At 54.0% G+C, this 15601-nt stretch carries 19 protein-coding genes; 16 read left to right on the top strand and 3 right to left on the bottom strand.

What is annotated here, in order from left to right:
- The first annotated feature begins 2 nt into the window (after window positions 1-2).
- From F3J30_RS20340 to mdcH, 3 genes are read left to right on the top strand one after another with little or no spacing between them, the layout of a single operon-like run.
- Window positions 3-962 (top strand): AEC family transporter, encoded by a 960-nt coding sequence (locus F3J30_RS20340; RefSeq protein ID WP_014072075.1) that lies wholly within the window; start codon window positions 3-5, stop codon window positions 960-962.
- Between the two features lie 2 nt (window positions 963-964).
- Window positions 965-1582 carry a malonate decarboxylase holo-ACP synthase gene (locus F3J30_RS20335; protein WP_166718362.1) on the top strand — a complete coding sequence of 206 codons (618 nt, stop codon included), beginning with the start codon at window positions 965-967 and terminating at the stop codon, window positions 1580-1582.
- Window positions 1582-2478 carry a malonate decarboxylase subunit epsilon gene (gene mdcH / locus F3J30_RS20330; RefSeq protein ID WP_166718361.1) on the top strand — a complete coding sequence of 299 codons (897 nt, stop codon included), beginning with the start codon at window positions 1582-1584 and terminating at the stop codon, window positions 2476-2478. The genes F3J30_RS20335 and mdcH overlap by 1 nt, the downstream gene beginning before the upstream one ends.
- A gap of 42 nt (window positions 2479-2520) precedes the next feature.
- Here mdcH and F3J30_RS20325 read toward each other — a convergent pair whose 3' ends face one another.
- Both F3J30_RS20325 and F3J30_RS20320 read right to left on the bottom strand, forming a co-directional pair.
- The gene (locus F3J30_RS20325; RefSeq protein WP_166718360.1) at window positions 2521-3453 is read right to left on the bottom strand and encodes a LysR family transcriptional regulator; all 933 of its coding nucleotides are present in this window, start codon (window positions 3451-3453) and stop codon (window positions 2521-2523) included.
- A 14-nt stretch (window positions 3454-3467) separates the two neighbouring features.
- The gene (locus tag F3J30_RS20320; RefSeq protein WP_166718359.1) at window positions 3468-5372 is read right to left on the bottom strand and encodes an ABC transporter ATP-binding protein; all 1905 of its coding nucleotides are present in this window, start codon (window positions 5370-5372) and stop codon (window positions 3468-3470) included.
- Between the two features lie 132 nt (window positions 5373-5504).
- Here F3J30_RS20320 and kefG point away from each other — a divergent pair, with 132 nt between their 5' ends.
- From kefG to slyD, 4 genes are all read left to right on the top strand, one after another.
- Window positions 5505-6056 (top strand): glutathione-regulated potassium-efflux system ancillary protein KefG, encoded by a 552-nt coding sequence (gene kefG, locus F3J30_RS20315; RefSeq protein ID WP_166718358.1) that lies wholly within the window; start codon window positions 5505-5507, stop codon window positions 6054-6056.
- The gene (gene kefB / locus F3J30_RS20310) at window positions 6056-7861 is read left to right on the top strand and encodes a glutathione-regulated potassium-efflux system protein KefB (protein ID WP_014072069.1); all 1806 of its coding nucleotides are present in this window, start codon (window positions 6056-6058) and stop codon (window positions 7859-7861) included. The genes kefG and kefB overlap by 1 nt, the downstream gene beginning before the upstream one ends.
- 12 nt (window positions 7862-7873) lie before the next feature.
- Window positions 7874-8074: a YheV family putative zinc ribbon protein gene (locus F3J30_RS20305; RefSeq protein ID WP_008503011.1), complete on the top strand. Its 201-nt coding sequence runs from the start codon at window positions 7874-7876 to the stop codon at window positions 8072-8074.
- Between the two features lie 94 nt (window positions 8075-8168).
- Window positions 8169-8759, top strand: coding sequence for a peptidylprolyl isomerase (gene slyD / locus F3J30_RS20300; protein WP_014072068.1), 591 nt, complete (start codon window positions 8169-8171; stop codon window positions 8757-8759).
- Between the two features lie 82 nt (window positions 8760-8841).
- Here slyD and F3J30_RS20295 read toward each other — a convergent pair whose 3' ends face one another.
- Complete coding sequence (locus F3J30_RS20295; RefSeq protein WP_014072067.1) at window positions 8842-9060, bottom strand: protein SlyX; 219 nt, start codon at window positions 9058-9060, stop codon at window positions 8842-8844.
- A gap of 237 nt (window positions 9061-9297) precedes the next feature.
- Here F3J30_RS20295 and fkpA point away from each other — a divergent pair, with 237 nt between their 5' ends.
- The 9 genes from fkpA to F3J30_RS20250 all read left to right on the top strand — a co-directional run.
- Complete coding sequence (gene fkpA, locus F3J30_RS20290; protein ID WP_166718357.1) at window positions 9298-10119, top strand: FKBP-type peptidyl-prolyl cis-trans isomerase; 822 nt, start codon at window positions 9298-9300, stop codon at window positions 10117-10119.
- Between the two features lie 166 nt (window positions 10120-10285).
- Window positions 10286-11008 (top strand): transcriptional regulator, encoded by a 723-nt coding sequence (locus F3J30_RS20285; RefSeq protein ID WP_014072065.1) that lies wholly within the window; start codon window positions 10286-10288, stop codon window positions 11006-11008.
- The gene (tusD, locus tag F3J30_RS20280) at window positions 11008-11394 is read left to right on the top strand and encodes a sulfurtransferase complex subunit TusD (protein WP_014072064.1); all 387 of its coding nucleotides are present in this window, start codon (window positions 11008-11010) and stop codon (window positions 11392-11394) included. Before F3J30_RS20285 ends, tusD begins: the two co-directional genes overlap by 1 nt.
- Window positions 11394-11753, top strand: a complete 360-nt coding sequence (gene tusC / locus F3J30_RS20275) for a sulfurtransferase complex subunit TusC (protein WP_166718356.1) — start codon at window positions 11394-11396, stop codon at window positions 11751-11753. The genes tusD and tusC overlap by 1 nt, the downstream gene beginning before the upstream one ends.
- Window positions 11754-11760: 7 nt before the next feature.
- Window positions 11761-12048: a sulfurtransferase complex subunit TusB gene (gene tusB, locus F3J30_RS20270; RefSeq protein WP_014072062.1), complete on the top strand. Its 288-nt coding sequence runs from the start codon at window positions 11761-11763 to the stop codon at window positions 12046-12048.
- A gap of 124 nt (window positions 12049-12172) precedes the next feature.
- The gene (gene rpsL, locus F3J30_RS20265) at window positions 12173-12547 is read left to right on the top strand and encodes a 30S ribosomal protein S12 (RefSeq protein ID WP_000246815.1); all 375 of its coding nucleotides are present in this window, start codon (window positions 12173-12175) and stop codon (window positions 12545-12547) included.
- A gap of 96 nt (window positions 12548-12643) precedes the next feature.
- Window positions 12644-13114 carry a 30S ribosomal protein S7 gene (gene rpsG / locus F3J30_RS20260; protein WP_004106370.1) on the top strand — a complete coding sequence of 157 codons (471 nt, stop codon included), beginning with the start codon at window positions 12644-12646 and terminating at the stop codon, window positions 13112-13114.
- A 95-nt stretch (window positions 13115-13209) separates the two neighbouring features.
- On the top strand, window positions 13210-15324 hold the full coding sequence (gene fusA / locus F3J30_RS20255) for an elongation factor G (protein WP_166718355.1): 2115 nt from the start codon (window positions 13210-13212) through the stop codon (window positions 15322-15324).
- A 69-nt stretch (window positions 15325-15393) separates the two neighbouring features.
- Window positions 15394-15601, top strand: a 208-nt coding sequence (locus tag F3J30_RS20250) for a GTP-binding protein (RefSeq protein ID WP_021242225.1), incomplete at its 3' end; no start/stop codon positions are given.

Here is a 15601-nt window from a genome sequence, read left to right as displayed (position 1 = left end):
TTATGACTTACGTAATTGTTCATGCTCTTGCACCGATTTTCGTCATCATGCTGCTGGGATTCTGGGCCGGTAAGGCAAAGATGGTCGATAACAAAAATGTTTCCCTGCTTAATATCTTCGTGATGGATTTTGCGTTACCTGCCGCGCTGTTCAGCGCCACCGTACAAACGCCGTGGACCGGTATTGTGGCGCAGTCGCCGCTGATCCTGGTCTTGACCCTGGCGATGTGGATAACCTATGCGGCCATTTACTTCCTGGCGACCAGCGTCTTTAAAAAATCGCCGCAGGATGCCGCGGTACTGACGCTCACCGTTGCCTTGCCGAACTACGCCGCGCTTGGCCTGCCAATTCTGGGCAGCGTGCTGGGTGAGGGGTCTTCGACATCGCTCTCCGTGGCGGTTTCCATCGCCTGTGGTTCAGTGCTGATGACGCCGTTCTGCCTGCTGATCCTGGAGCGTGAAAAAGCGCGTGCCGAAGGGAATAACTCAGGTTCAACGCTCTCTATGCTGCCGGTGCTGATGTGGCGCTCGATTAAAAAACCGATTGTGATGGGCCCGCTGCTGGGGGTGATTTTATCTGCCATCGGCATCAAAATGCCGGAGCTGGTGCTGGCGGCCATCAAACCACTCGGACTGTCCGCAACCGCTGCCGCGCTGTTCCTGACCGGGGTGATCCTCTCGGCGCGTAAGCTGCAGATCAATACCATGGTCATTACCTCAACCATCGCCAAGCTGCTGATCCAGCCTGCCATTGCCTGGGGTATTGTCTTGATCTTCGGTCTGCACGGCTCCGTGGCAATCACTGCGATCCTGATGATTGCACTGTCTGCGGGTTTCTTCGGCGTGGTGTTCGGTAACCGCTTTGGCGTGCAGTCGCCGGATGCTGAAGCCGTGCTGCTGTTAAGCTCTGTACTGTGTATCCTGTCGCTGCCACTGTTTATCTCGCTGACTTCAGGAATGTAATCATGACCACAACATTACGCCCACACGACCTCATCTGGCTTACCGCGCGTGACGCGCTGGAAGGTATCACCGATGGCTGGGTGGATGCGGCCTGGCATATCGGCCTGCCGGTCGTGGTGCGGCGTGATGTTGATAACGACGGCCGTATTCCTGTTGGCGTGCGCGGCCTGCGTCGCGACCAGCGTGCGGCCGGGTGGGTGAAGGCCGAAAACGTTCTTCGCGTCGTTACGCCTGAGGCATTGAGTGCGACGGCCGATCTGCTGCGCTCGCCGTTTGTGACTCAGCCACCGGTTCAGGTGGCGTTACAGCTTTCTCAGCAGGCGTGGCCGTGGACGTGGGGCATTACCGGAAGCACCGGCTATGCGCTGGCGACCGGCATTCCGGTGATACATGCTGACAGCGATCTTGATCTGCTGATCCGCGCCCCTGAGCCGATTTCCCCTGATGCTTTTACCGCATGGCAGTCGCAGCTTAGCCACGCATTGTGCCGGGCGGATACGCAGGTTGATACGCCGGAAGGGGGCTTTGCGCTGGCAGAGTGGCTACGTGACGGAAAAACACTGCTGAAAACCTGCCGTGGACCGCGCCTGGCGGTGGATCCGTGGCACAGGGAGGAGTGATGAAAATACTGTTTACCTTTCCGGGACAGGGCACGCAGCATGAAGGGATGCTGCAAAACCTGCCGGGAACGACGCTGGCTCAGGCCCGCGAGGTACTGGGGGCCGAAATCGATACGCTGGACAGTGCAGCCTCTTTAACTCACACCCGCGCGGTGCAGCTTTCGCTGCTGATTGCCGGTGTCGCCTGGGCGCGCGAGCTGGAACGTCGTGGGGTTTCCCCGGACATCGTCAGCGGGTTGTCCATTGGCGCTTACCCGGCAGCGGTTATCGCTGGCGCGCTGGAATTTACTGACGCACTGAAGCTGGTGGCACTGCGCGGTGATGTGATGGAGCAGGCTTACCCGCACGGTTATGGCCTGACGGCCATTCTGGGATTAACCCTGCCGCAGGTTGAAACGCTGATTGAAGGCACCGGAACCTATATTGCGAACCTGAACGCCGAAACGCAGATTGTGATTGCCGGAACGGATGAAGGGATGGCGCAGGTCGCAGCGCGTGCCCTGGCGCATGGGGCAACGAAAGCACATCGGCTGGCGGTGAGCGTGCCGTCGCACTGTGAACTGCTGGCAAAACCGGCGCAAAAGCTGGTGGCGGCGTTTCAATCTGTCACGCTTTCACGCCCACGCTGCGCGTACCTGAGCGGCAGCACCGGACGTGTGCTCTGGCAGCCGGAGAAGATTGCGGATGATTTGGCGATGAACATGGCACGAACCGTGCGCTGGCAGGAGGCGGTGATTTCCGCGAACGAGCGTGAAGCCTGGCTGGCGATCGAGATGCCGCCCGGCGGCGTACTGACCTGTCTGACGCGTCAGGCTGCCTGGGAAGGGGAGTCTATTTCACTGGAACGCAGCGGCATGGACGTGGCGGTACATCTGGCGGGTAGGCTTCAGCGTTGAATGTAATGCCCGGTGGCGGCCGCGCCTTACCGGGCAATAACATCAGGCGCTATCCTGCAAACTACGCGCGTACATCCGCCCCTCGGCGGCCAATGCGCGCAGGCTTGGGTCTTGTTCGCGGTTGCGGGCAAACACAATGGCGATAAGCTGCTGCATCTGGTACGGCTGCGCCAGTTTCAGCAACTGCACCGAATTCTCATACACTTTCTTCATCCTGCCCGGCATCAGCGTAAAGCCAACACCCGCCTGAACCAGACTCAGCATTGAGAAAATGTCATTCACGCGCGTCACAATCTCCGGCTCAAAACCGGCAATATGAAAGGCTTCCTGAAAGCCAGCATAGGTCGCAAACCCTTCCGCCAGCGCGACAAACTTCTGATCTTTATAATCACGGAGATCCGCCAGCCCACTGGTGTTCAGCGAGGCTGACGCCGGAGCGGCGAGGAAAATATCGTCACGGAACAGGGGAAGGACTTCAAGACTGTTACGGTCGATATCGCTTTCGGAAATCGAAATTAACACGGCGTCCAGCGTGCCTTCGTCCAGTAAATGCAGCAGGGTTTCGTTAGAGCCCATCGTCAGATCCATCTCCAGATCCGGACGACGTAGCTTCATGCCCATGATCAGGCGCGGCACCGTTTCCAGCGTAAGCGAGTAGAGTGTGCCCACCCGCAGCCTGCCCTGGCCGATCCCGGCAATTTTGCGCGACTCTTCCACTCCGCGCGCCATCACCTGCATCACTTCCTGGCAATACTCGAGCAACGTCCAGGCGGATGGCAGTGCAATCAGGTTACGCCCCTTGTGGGTAAACAGCGGGCAGCGCACGTTTTCTTCCAGCGTATGCAACGCGCGGTGCACGCTGACGCCGCTGAGGCCCAGAGTTTCGGCGGTACGCGCGATATTGCCCTTCTCCATGAACGTCATGAAGATGCTGAGTTTACGGAATGTAATATCGCTCGTGGTATCGAAACTCATAACTCTCCTGGCGGTTAGTCAGCCTGTAGCATCGCTTCCAGCTGCTCTTGTGCGTCCAGCCAGGCCATTTCACACTCTTCGAGGCTGGATTTGGTCCTCGCCTGAGTTTGCAGGCAGTCGGTCAGCTCGGCTTTGCGGCTCTGATCGTACAGCCCGCTGTCGCCCAGCTTCTCTTCAACGGTGGCAAGCGTGGCGTTGAGTTTCTCCATCTCTTTTTCCAGACGGGTGATCTCTTTACGCAGCGGCTGCGTCTGGGTGCGCAGCTCTGCTTCGCGGCGCTTCTGATCTTTACGCGACTGCGCGCTGTTGGCGTTGTCCTTCGCTGACTCTTCCGGCTGGTTTTCCTGCTTTTGCACGTCCGTCAGCCACTGCTGATAGTCTTCCAGGTCGCCGTCGAACGGTTCGACTTTACCGCCGTGCACCAGGTAGAGATCGTCAGTGGTGGAGCGGATCAGGTGACGGTCGTGCGAAACCACAACCAGCGCGCCTTCGAACTCAATCAGCGCTTCGGTCAATGCCTGACGCATGTCGAGATCCAGGTGGTTGGTCGGTTCATCGAGCAGCAGCAGGTTAGGGCGCTGCCAGACGATCAACGCCAGCACCAGACGGGCTTTCTCGCCGCCGGAGAAACGTTCGGTGTTTTCCGTGACCTTATCGCCCTGGAAGCCAAAGCCGCCAAGGTAGTCGCGCAGCTTCTGCTCCATTTCCTGCGGGGCCAGACGTGCCAGGTGCTGAATTGGCGACTCATCGGCGCGTAAAAATTCCAGCTGATGCTGAGCGAAGTAACCAAGCTTGATGCCCTTAGCCAGACCAATATCGCCGCTTACCGGGTTCAGTTCACCCGCCAGCAGCTTAATCAGGGTCGATTTACCCGCACCGTTACGCCCTAACAGGCCGATACGTGAACCCGGCACCAGGTTGAGCTTAATGGAGTCCAGAATAATGCGCTCACCGTAGCCCGCGCTGACTTTCTCCATTTTCAGCAATGGATTCGGCAGGCTTTCGGGTTCGCGGAAGCTAAAGTGGAACGGGTTATCCACATGCGCCGGGGCAATCATCTCCATGCGCTCCAGCATTTTGATGCGGCTTTGCGCCTGCTTGGCCTTCGAAGCTTTGGCTTTAAAGCGATCGACGAAGCTTTGCAGATGCGCCACGCGCTGTTGCTGGCTTTCGTACATCGATTGCTGCTGGGCAAGACGGGTGGCACGCTGGCGCTCGAAGGAGCTGTAGTTGCCGGTGTACTCGAACATGGTTTGCTGTTCGATATGAATGATTTTATCTACCACCGGGTCGAGGAAATCGCGGTCGTGGGAGATCAAAATCAGCGTACCCTGATAGCTTTTCAGCCATTTTTCCAGCCAGATAACCGCATCGAGATCGAGGTGGTTCGTCGGTTCGTCGAGCAGCAGGAGGTCAGAACGGCAGATCAGCGCCTGCGCCAGGTTAAGGCGCATACGCCAGCCGCCGGAGAAGTCGCTCACCGGGCGTTCAAGTTGTTCGTTGCTGAAACCCAGACCGTGCAGCAGGCTGGAGGCGCGTGAACGAATCGTCCAGGCGTCGATGGCATCCAGCTTGCCGTGAACGGTGGCAATGGCGTGGCCGTCGTTGCGTTCATTGGCATCGTGAAGCTCGCGCTCCAGCTTGCGGTATTCACGATCGCCGTCAATCACATAGTCGAGTGCGGGTTCGCTCAGCGCGGGGGTTTCCTGATTTACCCACGCAAGCTGCCAGTTACCCGGGAAGGTAAAATTCCCGCCATCGGCGCTTATCTCGTTTTTCAGCAGCGACAGCAGGGTGGATTTGCCACAGCCGTTTTTGCCGACCAGACCGACTTTTTGACCTGGATTGATGGTGGCCGTTGCGTTGTCCAGCAGGACACGCACGCCGCGACGAATTTGTAACGAGGAGAAAACAATCATAGAAGCGCCGTATGTTCCGACTATGTTAATTTGTCATTATGATAATGTAAGGTGTGGGCCATATTCCCCACCGGGCCGCCATGGTAGCCCAAAACGACAACAATACACAAAAACAGAACCGGGAGGGGAGTGATGTCTCAGACAGCAAAAGTGCTGCTGCTGTATGCCCATCCGGAATCTCAGGACTCGGTGGCGAACCGGGTTCTGCTTAAGCCGGCTTCACAGCTCAGTAACGTGACGGTGCACGATCTCTACGCGCACTACCCTGATTTCTTTATCGATATTCCATACGAGCAGGAACTGCTGCGTCAGCATGACGTGATTGTGTTCCAGCATCCGCTTTATACCTACAGTTGTCCGGCGCTGCTCAAAGAGTGGCTGGATCGCGTTCTGAGCCGGGGCTTCTCCAGCGGGGTAGGAGGCAACCAACTGGCGGGAAAGTACTGGCGTAGCGTCATCACCACGGGCGAGCCAGAGAGCGCTTACCGCTATGATGGTCTGAATCGTTATCCCATGAGCGATATTTTGCGACCGTTCGAACTTACGGCTGCCATGTGCCGTATGCACTGGATGAGCCCAATCATTGTTTACTGGGCGCGCCGCCAGGAGCCGCAGGAGCTGGCGAGTCATGCCAAAGCCTACGGTGAATGGCTGGCCTCGCCGATCCCGGCTGGAGGTCGCTGATGGAAGGATCGAATTTACTGCTGGCTGGCGTGCTCTTCTTATTTGCCGCCGTGGTTGCCGTGCCACTGGCATCGCGGATTGGTATTGGCGCAGTGCTGGGGTATTTGCTGGCGGGGATTGCCATCGGCCCGTGGGGGCTTGGGTTTATCAGCGATGTTGATGAAATCCTGCACTTCTCTGAGCTGGGCGTGGTGTTCCTGATGTTTATCATCGGCCTTGAGCTGAACCCGTCTAAGCTGTGGCAATTACGCCGCTCTATTTTTGGTGTCGGGACGGCGCAAGTCGTGTTCAGTGCTGCCATTCTGGGCGGGTTGTTAATGCTGACGCATTTCTCCTGGCAAGCGGCAGTGATTGGCGGTATTGGCCTGGCCATGTCTTCCACGGCAATGGCGTTACAGCTGATGCGCGACAAGGGCATGAACCGCAGCGAAGCGGGTCAGCTGGGCTTTTCGGTGCTGCTGTTTCAGGATCTGGCGGTGATCCCAGCCCTGGCGCTGGTGCCGCTGCTGGCAGGCTCTGGCGACGATCACTTTGACTGGGCGAAAGTCTCGATGAAGGTGCTGGCCTTCGCGGGGATGCTGATTGGTGGGCGCTTCTTACTGCGCCCGGTGTTCCGCTTTATTGCCGCATCTGGTGTGCGCGAAGTGTTTACGGCGGCAACGCTGCTGCTGGTGCTCGGGTCAGCGTTATTTATGGATGCGCTGGGGCTTTCTATGGCGCTCGGGACGTTTATCGCCGGGGTGCTGCTTGCCGAAAGCGAATACCGTCACGAGCTGGAAATTGCCATCGATCCGTTTAAAGGGCTGCTGTTAGGGCTGTTCTTTATTTCGGTGGGCATGGCGCTCAATCTGGGCGTGCTTTATACCCATCTGCTGTGGGTGGTGGTCTGCGTTGCCGTGCTGGTGTCGGTCAAAACGCTGGTGCTTTACGCGCTGGCGCGGATTTATGGGCTGCGCAGCTCTGAGCGAATGCAGTTTGCCAGTGTGTTAAGTCAGGGGGGAGAGTTCGCATTTGTGCTCTTCTCCATGGCATCGTCGCAGAAATTGTTCAAAGATGACCAGATGGCGTTGCTGCTGGTGACGGTGACGTTGTCGATGATGACCACGCCGCTGCTGATGAAGCTGGTGGATAAGTTCCTGTCCCGTCGCTTTAACCTGACAGAAGATGAAGACGAAACCCCGTGGGTGGAAGATGATAAACCGCAGGTGATCGTCGTGGGATTTGGCCGTTTTGGTCAGGTTATCGGGCGTTTGCTGATGGCGAACAAAATGCGTATCACGGTGCTGGAGCGTGATATCAGCGCGGTGAACCTGATGCGGAAATATGGCTATAAGGTTTACTACGGTGATGCCACTCAGCTTGAGCTGTTACGCTCTGCCGGGGCAGAAGCTGCTGAATCCATCGTCATTACCTGTAACGAGCCGGAAGATACCATGAAGCTGGTGGAGCTGTGCCAGCAGCACTTCCCGCATTTACATATCCTGGCGCGTGCCCGTGGGCGTGTTGAGGCGCATGAACTGTTGCAGGCGGGGGTAAAACATTTCTCGCGTGAGACATTCTCATCCGCGCTAGAGCTTGGGCGTAAAGCGCTTGTTTCATTGGGTATGCATCCTCATCAGGCCCAGCGCGCCCAGATGCATTTCCGCAGGCTGGACATGCGCATGTTGCGCGAGCTTATGCCTGTTCATACCGATACGGTGCAGATTTCCCGTGTGCGGGAAGCGCGACGCGAGCTGGAAGAGATCTTCCAGAGAGAGATGCAGCAAGAACGACGCCAGCTGGATGGCTGGGATGAATTTGAATAAAAGGTAAATAACATGGCGGTACGTAAACGCTTTATCGCGGGTGCAAAGTGTCCGACCTGCCAGGCGCAAGATACGCTGGCAATGTGGCGCGAGAATAATATTGATGTTGTTGAGTGTGTTAAGTGCGGTCATCAGATGCGTGAGGCTGACAAAGAAGCGCGCGAGCATGTTCGCAAAGAAGAGCAAGTCATCGGCATTTTTCATCCGGACTAGCGATATGCCCTGAGTTTTTTTAAGCTAAAGGGTACACGGGTGCAGATTTCGGCTACAATCTGCGCCAGCAATTTTCCCACGCTCAGGAGATATCATGAAAGTAGCAAAAGACCTGGTGGTCAGCCTGGCCTATCAGGTACGTACAGAAGACGGTGTGTTGGTTGATGAGTCTCCGGTGAGTGCGCCGCTGGACTACCTGCATGGTCACGGTTCCCTGATTTCCGGCCTGGAAAACGCGCTGGAAGGTCATGAAGTTGGCGACAAATTTGACGTTGCTGTAGGCGCAAACGACGCTTACGGTCAGTACGACGACAACCTGGTTCAGCGCGTTCCTAAAGACGTGTTCATGGGCGTTGACGAACTTCAGGTTGGTATGCGTTTCCTGGCTGAAACCGACCAGGGCCCGGTTCCTGTAGAAATCACTGAAGTTGAAGACGACCACGTTGTGGTTGATGGCAACCACATGCTGGCTGGCCAGAACCTGAAATTCAACGTAGAAGTTGTTGCTGTTCGTGAAGCAACCGAAGAAGAACTGGCTCACGGCCATGTTCACGGTGCACATGGTCACGACCATGACCACGATCACGGCCACGACGGTTGCTGCGGTGGTCACGGCCACGATCACGACCATGGTCACGACCACGGTAAAGGTGGTTGCGGTAACGGCGGTTGCGGCTGCCACTAATACCTGTCGTTTGACATGTAGGCCCGGTAAGCTTCGCGCCACCGGGCACAAAAAAGCGGGATTATCCCGCTTTTTTTACTCCTCAATAATGAGGTGGTGGCGTCTCTTCAGATTGAGAGGCGATGTGCGATGACTGTGTGGCTTTCACTTTTTCAGTGAGCAGGCGCAGCAGATCCCGCAGTTTTGCCATTTCTAGCTCGTGGGCTGTCACCGTTTGGTTAAGCTCTTCGATGGTGATGTCCTGAAAGGCCAGGCGGCTTTCCAGCTCAGCCAGTCTCTCTTCTATCATTGTGTCTTTCATGATTCACCTCGTTCATTTCTCTTTCGCCATACCGGGCGAGGGCGGCGAATTTTAACCGAGTTTATCCCTAAGTGCAGTATCCATCCCATTGGCAAGAAACTTATTTAAACAAAAATAGTCTGAAAAGTGGCGAGAATCGGGAGAGTCTGTCTGTAGATTTCTTCCACAACGTTTTATAGTACGCTACTCATTTACGTTTAACTCTGGGGTGAGAGTCCCCAGGCCCTGGAGATATGGATGAAATCACTGTTTAAAGTAACGCTGCTGGCAACCACGATGGCGGTTGCACTGAATGCGCCGCTGTCTTTCGCTGCTGATACTGCTGCGAAACCTGCTGCGACGACAGACAGCAAAGCGGCGTTCAAAAATGACGACCAGAAATCCGCCTACGCACTTGGCGCATCTCTGGGTCGTTACATGGAAAACTCTCTGAAAGAGCAAGAGAAACTGGGCATCAAACTGGATAAAGCTCAGCTGATCGCCGGTGTTCAGGATGCTTTTGCAGACAAGAGCAAACTGTCTGACCAGGAAATCGAACAGACTCTTCAGGCGTTTGAAGCTCGCGTGAAAGGCGCAGCTCAGACCAAGATGGATGCTGACGCAAAAGACAACGAAGCAAAAGGCAAAGCCTACCGCGATACTTTTGCTAAAGAGAAAGGCGCCAAAACCTCTTCTACTGGCCTGGTCTATAAAGTAGAGAAAGAAGGTACTGGTGATGCGCCAAAAGACAGCGACACTGTAGTGGTTAACTACAAAGGTACGCTGATCGACGGTAAAGAGTTCGATAACTCTTACACCCGTGGCGAACCTCTCTCCTTCCGTCTGGATGGTGTGATCCCTGGCTGGACTGAAGGCCTGAAAAACATCAAGAAAGGCGGTAAAATCCAGCTGGTCATCCCACCAGATCTGGCATACGGCAAAACTGGCGTTCCAGGCATCCCTGCGAACTCTACGCTGGTCTTCGAAGTAGAGCTGCTGGACATCAAACCAGCACCGAAAGCCGATGCGAAAACTGACGCACCGGCAGACGAGAAAGCCGCGGCAGACGCCAAGAAGTAATGTTATGAAAACCGCCGCCTTTAAGGCGGCGGTTTTTTTTATTGTGGGGCAGATATAATTAACACTGGAAAGCGTTATACACGCTGTATTAATTTAGTTGTCCGTGTAGATAATGAGCCTGCCCTGAAAACATAACGACAGGCTCCTGAAAAGGAGTGTTTTTTTCATGTCCAGGTCGCTTTTAACCAACGAAACCAGTGAGCTCGATTTGCTGGATCAACGTCCTTTCGATCAGACCGATTTCGATATTCTGAAATCCTACGAAGCGGTGGTGGACGGGTTAGCGATGCTCATTGGGTCCCACTGCGAAATCGTATTGCACTCCTTGCAAGATCTGAAGTGTTCCGCCATCCGCATTGCTAATGGTGAACATACTGGCCGTAAAATTGGCTCACCTATCACCGACCTTGCATTGCGTATGCTGCACGACATGACCGGCGCGGACAGCAGCGTCTCCAAATGTTATTTCACCCGTGCCAAAAGTGGCGTGCTGATGAAATCAGAAACCATCGCCATTCGAAATCGCGAGCATCGGGTGATTGGACTGCTGTGCATCAACATGAACCTTGATGTGCCATTCTCGCAAATCATGAGCACCTTTATTCCGCCAGAAACCCCGGAAGTAGGCTCATCCGTTAACTTTGCTTCTTCCGTTGAAGACCTTGTCACGCAAACGCTCGAGTTCACCATCGAAGAAGTTAATGCCGATCGCAATGTTTCTAACAACGCCAAGAATCGTCAGATCGTGCTGAACCTCTACGAGAAAGGGATTTTTGATATTAAAGATGCCATTAACCAGGTGGCCGACCGTCTGAACATCTCCAAGCACACGGTTTATCTCTATATCCGTCAATTCAAAAGCGGCGATTTCCTGGGGCAAGATAAGTAATGCGCTTTGCCCTGATGGTGACTGGCCCGGCTTATGGCACACAGCAAGCCAGCAGCGCGCTGCAATTTGCACATGCGTTACTGGAAGCCAGGCATGAACTGGTGAGCGTTTTCTTTTATCGCGAAGGCGTCTATAACGCTAATCAGTTTACTTCACCGGCGTCTGATGAATTTGACCTGGTGCGTGCCTGGCAAGCGCTAAACGAAAAGCAGGGTGTTGAATTACATATCTGCGTGGCCGCTGCGCTGCGTCGTGGTGTGACCGATGCAACTGAAGCCGCGCGGCTGGGATTCCCGGCAGCAAATCTTCAGGCCGGTTTTTCTTTGAGTGGTTTAGGCGCCCTGGCTCAGGCCGCACTGACCTGTGATCGCATGGTACAGTTCTGATGAATCGCGTGGCTTTTGTATTTTCCTCTGCGCCGCATGGTAGCGCATCGGGTCGTGAAGGGCTTGATGCACTGCTGGCGACATCAGCCTTAACGGAAGACATTGGTGTTTTCTTTTTGGGTGATGGCGTGTTCCAGCTTCTTGCCGGACAACACCCCCAGGCGGTACTGGCCCGCGATTACATCGCGACGTTTAAAGTTCTGCCGCTTTACGATATTGAAACGTTCTATGTTTGCGCTGATTCTCTGACATCGCGCGGGTTAAATGAAAAGAGCGCGTTTGTCCTCGACGTAACGGTTCTTGCGGCTGACGCGCTGCGCGAACAACTCTCTCACTACAATACCATTCTGACTTTCTGAGGCTGTCATGCTCCATACCCTGAGTCATTCACCGTGGCAATGCGACATTGAAGCATTAGTAAGAATGCTGCGCGAAGGTGATGACCTGTTGCTCATTCAGGATGGCGTGCTGGCGGCAATTGAAGGCAGCCGCTTCGTTGAAATTCTTACCAATGCCCCCATCTCTGTATCTGCGCTGAAAGAAGACATTGACGCGCGGGGTCTTTCTGGTCAAATTTCAGCCAAAATTGACGTCGTTGGCTATACTGATTTCGTCAATCTTGCTGTGACGCACTCCAGTCAAATGAACTGGTGATTTGAGATCGCTGTATATTTCTTGACACCTTTTCGACGTAGCCCTAAAATTTCGCGTCCTCATATTGTATGAGGTCGTTTTATTACGTGTTTACGAAGCAAAAGCTAAAACCAGGAGCTATTTAATGGCAACAGTTAACCAGCTGGTACGCAAACCACGTGCACGCAAAGTTGCGAAAAGCAACGTGCCTGCACTGGAAGCCTGCCCGCAGAAACGTGGCGTATGTACTCGTGTATATACCACCACTCCTAAAAAACCAAACTCCGCACTGCGTAAAGTATGCCGTGTGCGTTTGACTAACGGTTTCGAAGTGACTTCCTACATCGGTGGTGAAGGTCACAACCTGCAGGAGCACTCCGTGATCCTGATCCGTGGCGGTCGTGTTAAAGACCTTCCGGGTGTTCGTTACCACACCGTTCGTGGTGCGCTCGACTGCTCAGGTGTTAAAGACCGTAAGCAGGCTCGCTCCAAGTACGGCGTGAAGCGTCCTAAGGCTTAATGGTTCTCCGTTAAGTAAGGCCAAACTGATTTATCTTAATGTCACACTAAACTCTTTGAGTTTTGGACAATCCTGAATTAACAACGGAGTATTCCCATGCCACGTCGTCGCGTCATTGGTCAGCGTAAAATCCTTCCAGATCCGAAATTCGGATCAGAACTGCTGGCAAAATTTGTAAATATCCTGATGGTAGATGGTAAAAAATCTACTGCAGAAGCAATCGTATACAGCGCGCTTGAGACCCTGGCTCAGCGTTCTGGTAAAAATGAACTGGAAGCTTTCGAAGTCGCTCTCGACAACGTTCGCCCAACTGTAGAAGTTAAGTCCCGCCGCGTTGGTGGTTCTACTTATCAGGTTCCAGTTGAAGTTCGTCCGGTTCGTCGTAATGCCCTGGCAATGCGTTGGATCGTTGAAGCTGCTCGTAAACGCGGTGATAAATCCATGGCTCTGCGTCTGGCGAACGAACTTTCTGACGCTGCGGACAACAAAGGTACCGCAGTTAAGAAACGTGAAGACGTTCACCGTATGGCAGAAGCCAACAAGGCGTTCGCACACTACCGTTGGTAATCCCTTCGGAGTCATAGTCACCAGACGGGCGCTTCAGCGAAGCTGCCCGCTCTGGGTTACTTAACTGAACGCCAAAGAATCAAACGAGGAATCAAATGGCTCGTACAACACCCATCGCACGCTATCGTAACATCGGTATCAGTGCGCACATCGACGCCGGTAAAACCACTACTACCGAACGTATTCTGTTCTACACCGGTGTAAACCATAAAATCGGTGAAGTTCATGACGGCGCAGCCACCATGGACTGGATGGAACAGGAGCAGGAGCGTGGTATTACTATCACCTCCGCAGCGACTACTGCATTCTGGTCAGGTATGGCTAAGCAGTACGAACCGCATCGCGTAAACATCATCGACACCCCGGGCCACGTTGACTTCACCATCGAAGTAGAACGTTCCATGCGTGTTCTTGACGGCGCGGTAATGGTTTATTGCGCAGTTGGTGGTGTTCAGCCACAGTCTGAAACCGTATGGCGTCAGGCAAACAAATATAAAGTTCCACGCATCGCGTTCGTTAACAAAATGGACCGTATGGGTGCTAACTTCCTGAAAGTTGTTGGTCAGATCAAAACCCGTCTGGGCGCGAACCCTGTTCCGCTGCAGCTGGCAATTGGTGCTGAAGAAGGCTTCACCGGCGTTATCGACCTGGTGAAAATGAAAGCCATCAACTGGAACGATGCAGACCAGGGCGTTACCTTCGAATACGAAGATATCCCAGCTGCAATGCAGGACCTGGCTGACGAATGGCACCAGAACCTGATCGAATCCGCAGCTGAAGCTTCTGAAGAGCTGATGGAAAAATACCTGGGTGGTGAAGAACTGACTGAAGAAGAGATCAAAAAAGCTCTGCGTCAGCGTGTTCTGAACAACGAAATCATCCTGGTAACCTGTGGTTCTGCGTTCAAGAACAAAGGTGTTCAGGCGATGCTGGATGCGGTAGTTGACTACCTGCCATCCCCAGTTGACGTTCCTGCGATCAACGGTATCCTGGACGACGGTAAAGACACTCCGGCTGAACGTCACGCAAGTGATGATGAGCCGTTTGCTGCACTGGCGTTCAAAATCGCTACCGACCCATTCGTGGGTAACCTGACCTTCTTCCGCGTGTACTCTGGTGTGGTTAACTCCGGTGACACCATCCTGAACTCCGTGAAAGCGGCACGTGAGCGTTTCGGTCGTATCGTACAGATGCACGCGAACAAACGTGAAGAGATCAAAGAAGTTCGTGCGGGCGACATCGCAGCAGCTATCGGTCTGAAAGACGTGACCACTGGTGACACCCTGTGTGACCAGGACCACCCGATCATTCTGGAGCGTATGGAATTCCCTGAGCCGGTAATCTCCATCGCTGTTGAGCCAAAAACCAAAGCTGACCAGGAAAAAATGGGTCTGGCTCTGGGCCGTCTGGCGAAAGAAGACCCATCATTCCGCGTATGGACTGATGAAGAATCTAACCAGACCATCATCGCTGGTATGGGTGAACTTCACCTCGACATCATCGTTGACCGTATGAAGCGTGAATTCAACGTTGAAGCTAACGTTGGTAAACCTCAGGTAGCTTACCGTGAAGCGATTCGCTCTAAAGTTACTGATGTTGAAGGTAAACACGCTAAGCAGTCCGGTGGTCGTGGTCAGTACGGTCACGTTGTGATCGACATGTACCCACTGGAGCCGGGCTCTAACCCTAAAGGTTACGAGTTCATCAACGACATCAAAGGTGGTGTAATTCCTGGCGAATACATCCCTGCCGTTGATAAAGGCATCCAGGAGCAGCTGAAGTCTGGTCCTCTGGCTGGCTACCCTGTTGTTGACATGGGTGTTCGTCTGCACTTCGGTTCTTACCATGACGTTGACTCCTCTGAGCTGGCGTTTAAACTGGCTGCTTCTATCGCCTTTAAAGAAGGCTTTAAGAAAGCAAAACCAGTTCTGCTTGAGCCAATCATGAAGGTTGAAGTAGAAACTCCTGAAGAGAACACCGGTGACGTTATCGGTGACTTGAGCCGTCGTCGCGGTATGCTGCGTGGTCAGGAATCTGAAGTAACTGGCGTTAAGATCCACGCTGAAGTTCCGCTGTCTGAAATGTTCGGATATGCAACTCAGCTGCGTTCTCTGACCAAAGGTCGTGCATCATACACCATGGAATTCCTGAAGTATGATGACGCTCCTAACAACGTTGCTCAGGCCGTTATTGAAGCCCGTGGTAAGTAATCCACAGGATTAAAACCTAAGTCCCGTGCTCTCTCCGAAGGGGAGAGCACTATAGTAAGGAATATAGCCGTGTCTAAAGAAAAATTTGAACGTACAAAACCGCACGTTAACGTTGGTACTATCGGCCACGTTGACCATGGTAAAACTACCCTGACCGCTGCAATCACTACCGTTCTGGCAAAAACCTACGGTGGTTCTGCTCGTGCATTCGACCAGATCGATAACGCACCAGAAGAAAAAGCTCGTGGTATCACCATCAACACTTCCCACGTTGAAT

Origin of the sequence: Enterobacter sp. Tr-810, from assembly GCF_011752765.1 — a bacterium.
GTDB classification, from domain to species: Bacteria; Pseudomonadota; Gammaproteobacteria; order Enterobacterales; family Enterobacteriaceae; genus Enterobacter; species Enterobacter soli.
The sequence above is the reverse complement of the archived record's forward strand: the minus strand, read 5'-3'. Positions and strand labels throughout refer to the sequence as shown.

Coding starts and splice junctions, on each gene's coding strand:
- F3J30_RS20340 (WP_014072075.1), top strand. CDS start 3: ATGACTTACGTAATTGTTCATGCTCTTGCACCGATTTTCGTCATCATG.
- F3J30_RS20335 (WP_166718362.1), top strand. CDS start 965: ATGACCACAACATTACGCCCACACGACCTCATCTGGCTTACCGCGCGT.
- mdcH (WP_166718361.1), top strand. CDS start 1,582: ATGAAAATACTGTTTACCTTTCCGGGACAGGGCACGCAGCATGAAGGG.
- F3J30_RS20325 (WP_166718360.1), bottom strand. CDS start 3,453: ATGAGTTTCGATACCACGAGCGATATTACATTCCGTAAACTCAGCATC.
- F3J30_RS20320 (WP_166718359.1), bottom strand. CDS start 5,372: ATGATTGTTTTCTCCTCGTTACAAATTCGTCGCGGCGTGCGTGTCCTG.
- kefG (WP_166718358.1), top strand. CDS start 5,505: ATGTCTCAGACAGCAAAAGTGCTGCTGCTGTATGCCCATCCGGAATCT.
- kefB (WP_014072069.1), top strand. CDS start 6,056: ATGGAAGGATCGAATTTACTGCTGGCTGGCGTGCTCTTCTTATTTGCC.
- F3J30_RS20305 (WP_008503011.1), top strand. CDS start 7,874: ATGGCGGTACGTAAACGCTTTATCGCGGGTGCAAAGTGTCCGACCTGC.
- slyD (WP_014072068.1), top strand. CDS start 8,169: ATGAAAGTAGCAAAAGACCTGGTGGTCAGCCTGGCCTATCAGGTACGT.
- F3J30_RS20295 (WP_014072067.1), bottom strand. CDS start 9,060: ATGAAAGACACAATGATAGAAGAGAGACTGGCTGAGCTGGAAAGCCGC.
- fkpA (WP_166718357.1), top strand. CDS start 9,298: ATGAAATCACTGTTTAAAGTAACGCTGCTGGCAACCACGATGGCGGTT.
- F3J30_RS20285 (WP_014072065.1), top strand. CDS start 10,286: ATGTCCAGGTCGCTTTTAACCAACGAAACCAGTGAGCTCGATTTGCTG.
- tusD (WP_014072064.1), top strand. CDS start 11,008: ATGCGCTTTGCCCTGATGGTGACTGGCCCGGCTTATGGCACACAGCAA.
- tusC (WP_166718356.1), top strand. CDS start 11,394: ATGAATCGCGTGGCTTTTGTATTTTCCTCTGCGCCGCATGGTAGCGCA.
- tusB (WP_014072062.1), top strand. CDS start 11,761: ATGCTCCATACCCTGAGTCATTCACCGTGGCAATGCGACATTGAAGCA.
- rpsL (WP_000246815.1), top strand. CDS start 12,173: ATGGCAACAGTTAACCAGCTGGTACGCAAACCACGTGCACGCAAAGTT.
- rpsG (WP_004106370.1), top strand. CDS start 12,644: ATGCCACGTCGTCGCGTCATTGGTCAGCGTAAAATCCTTCCAGATCCG.
- fusA (WP_166718355.1), top strand. CDS start 13,210: ATGGCTCGTACAACACCCATCGCACGCTATCGTAACATCGGTATCAGT.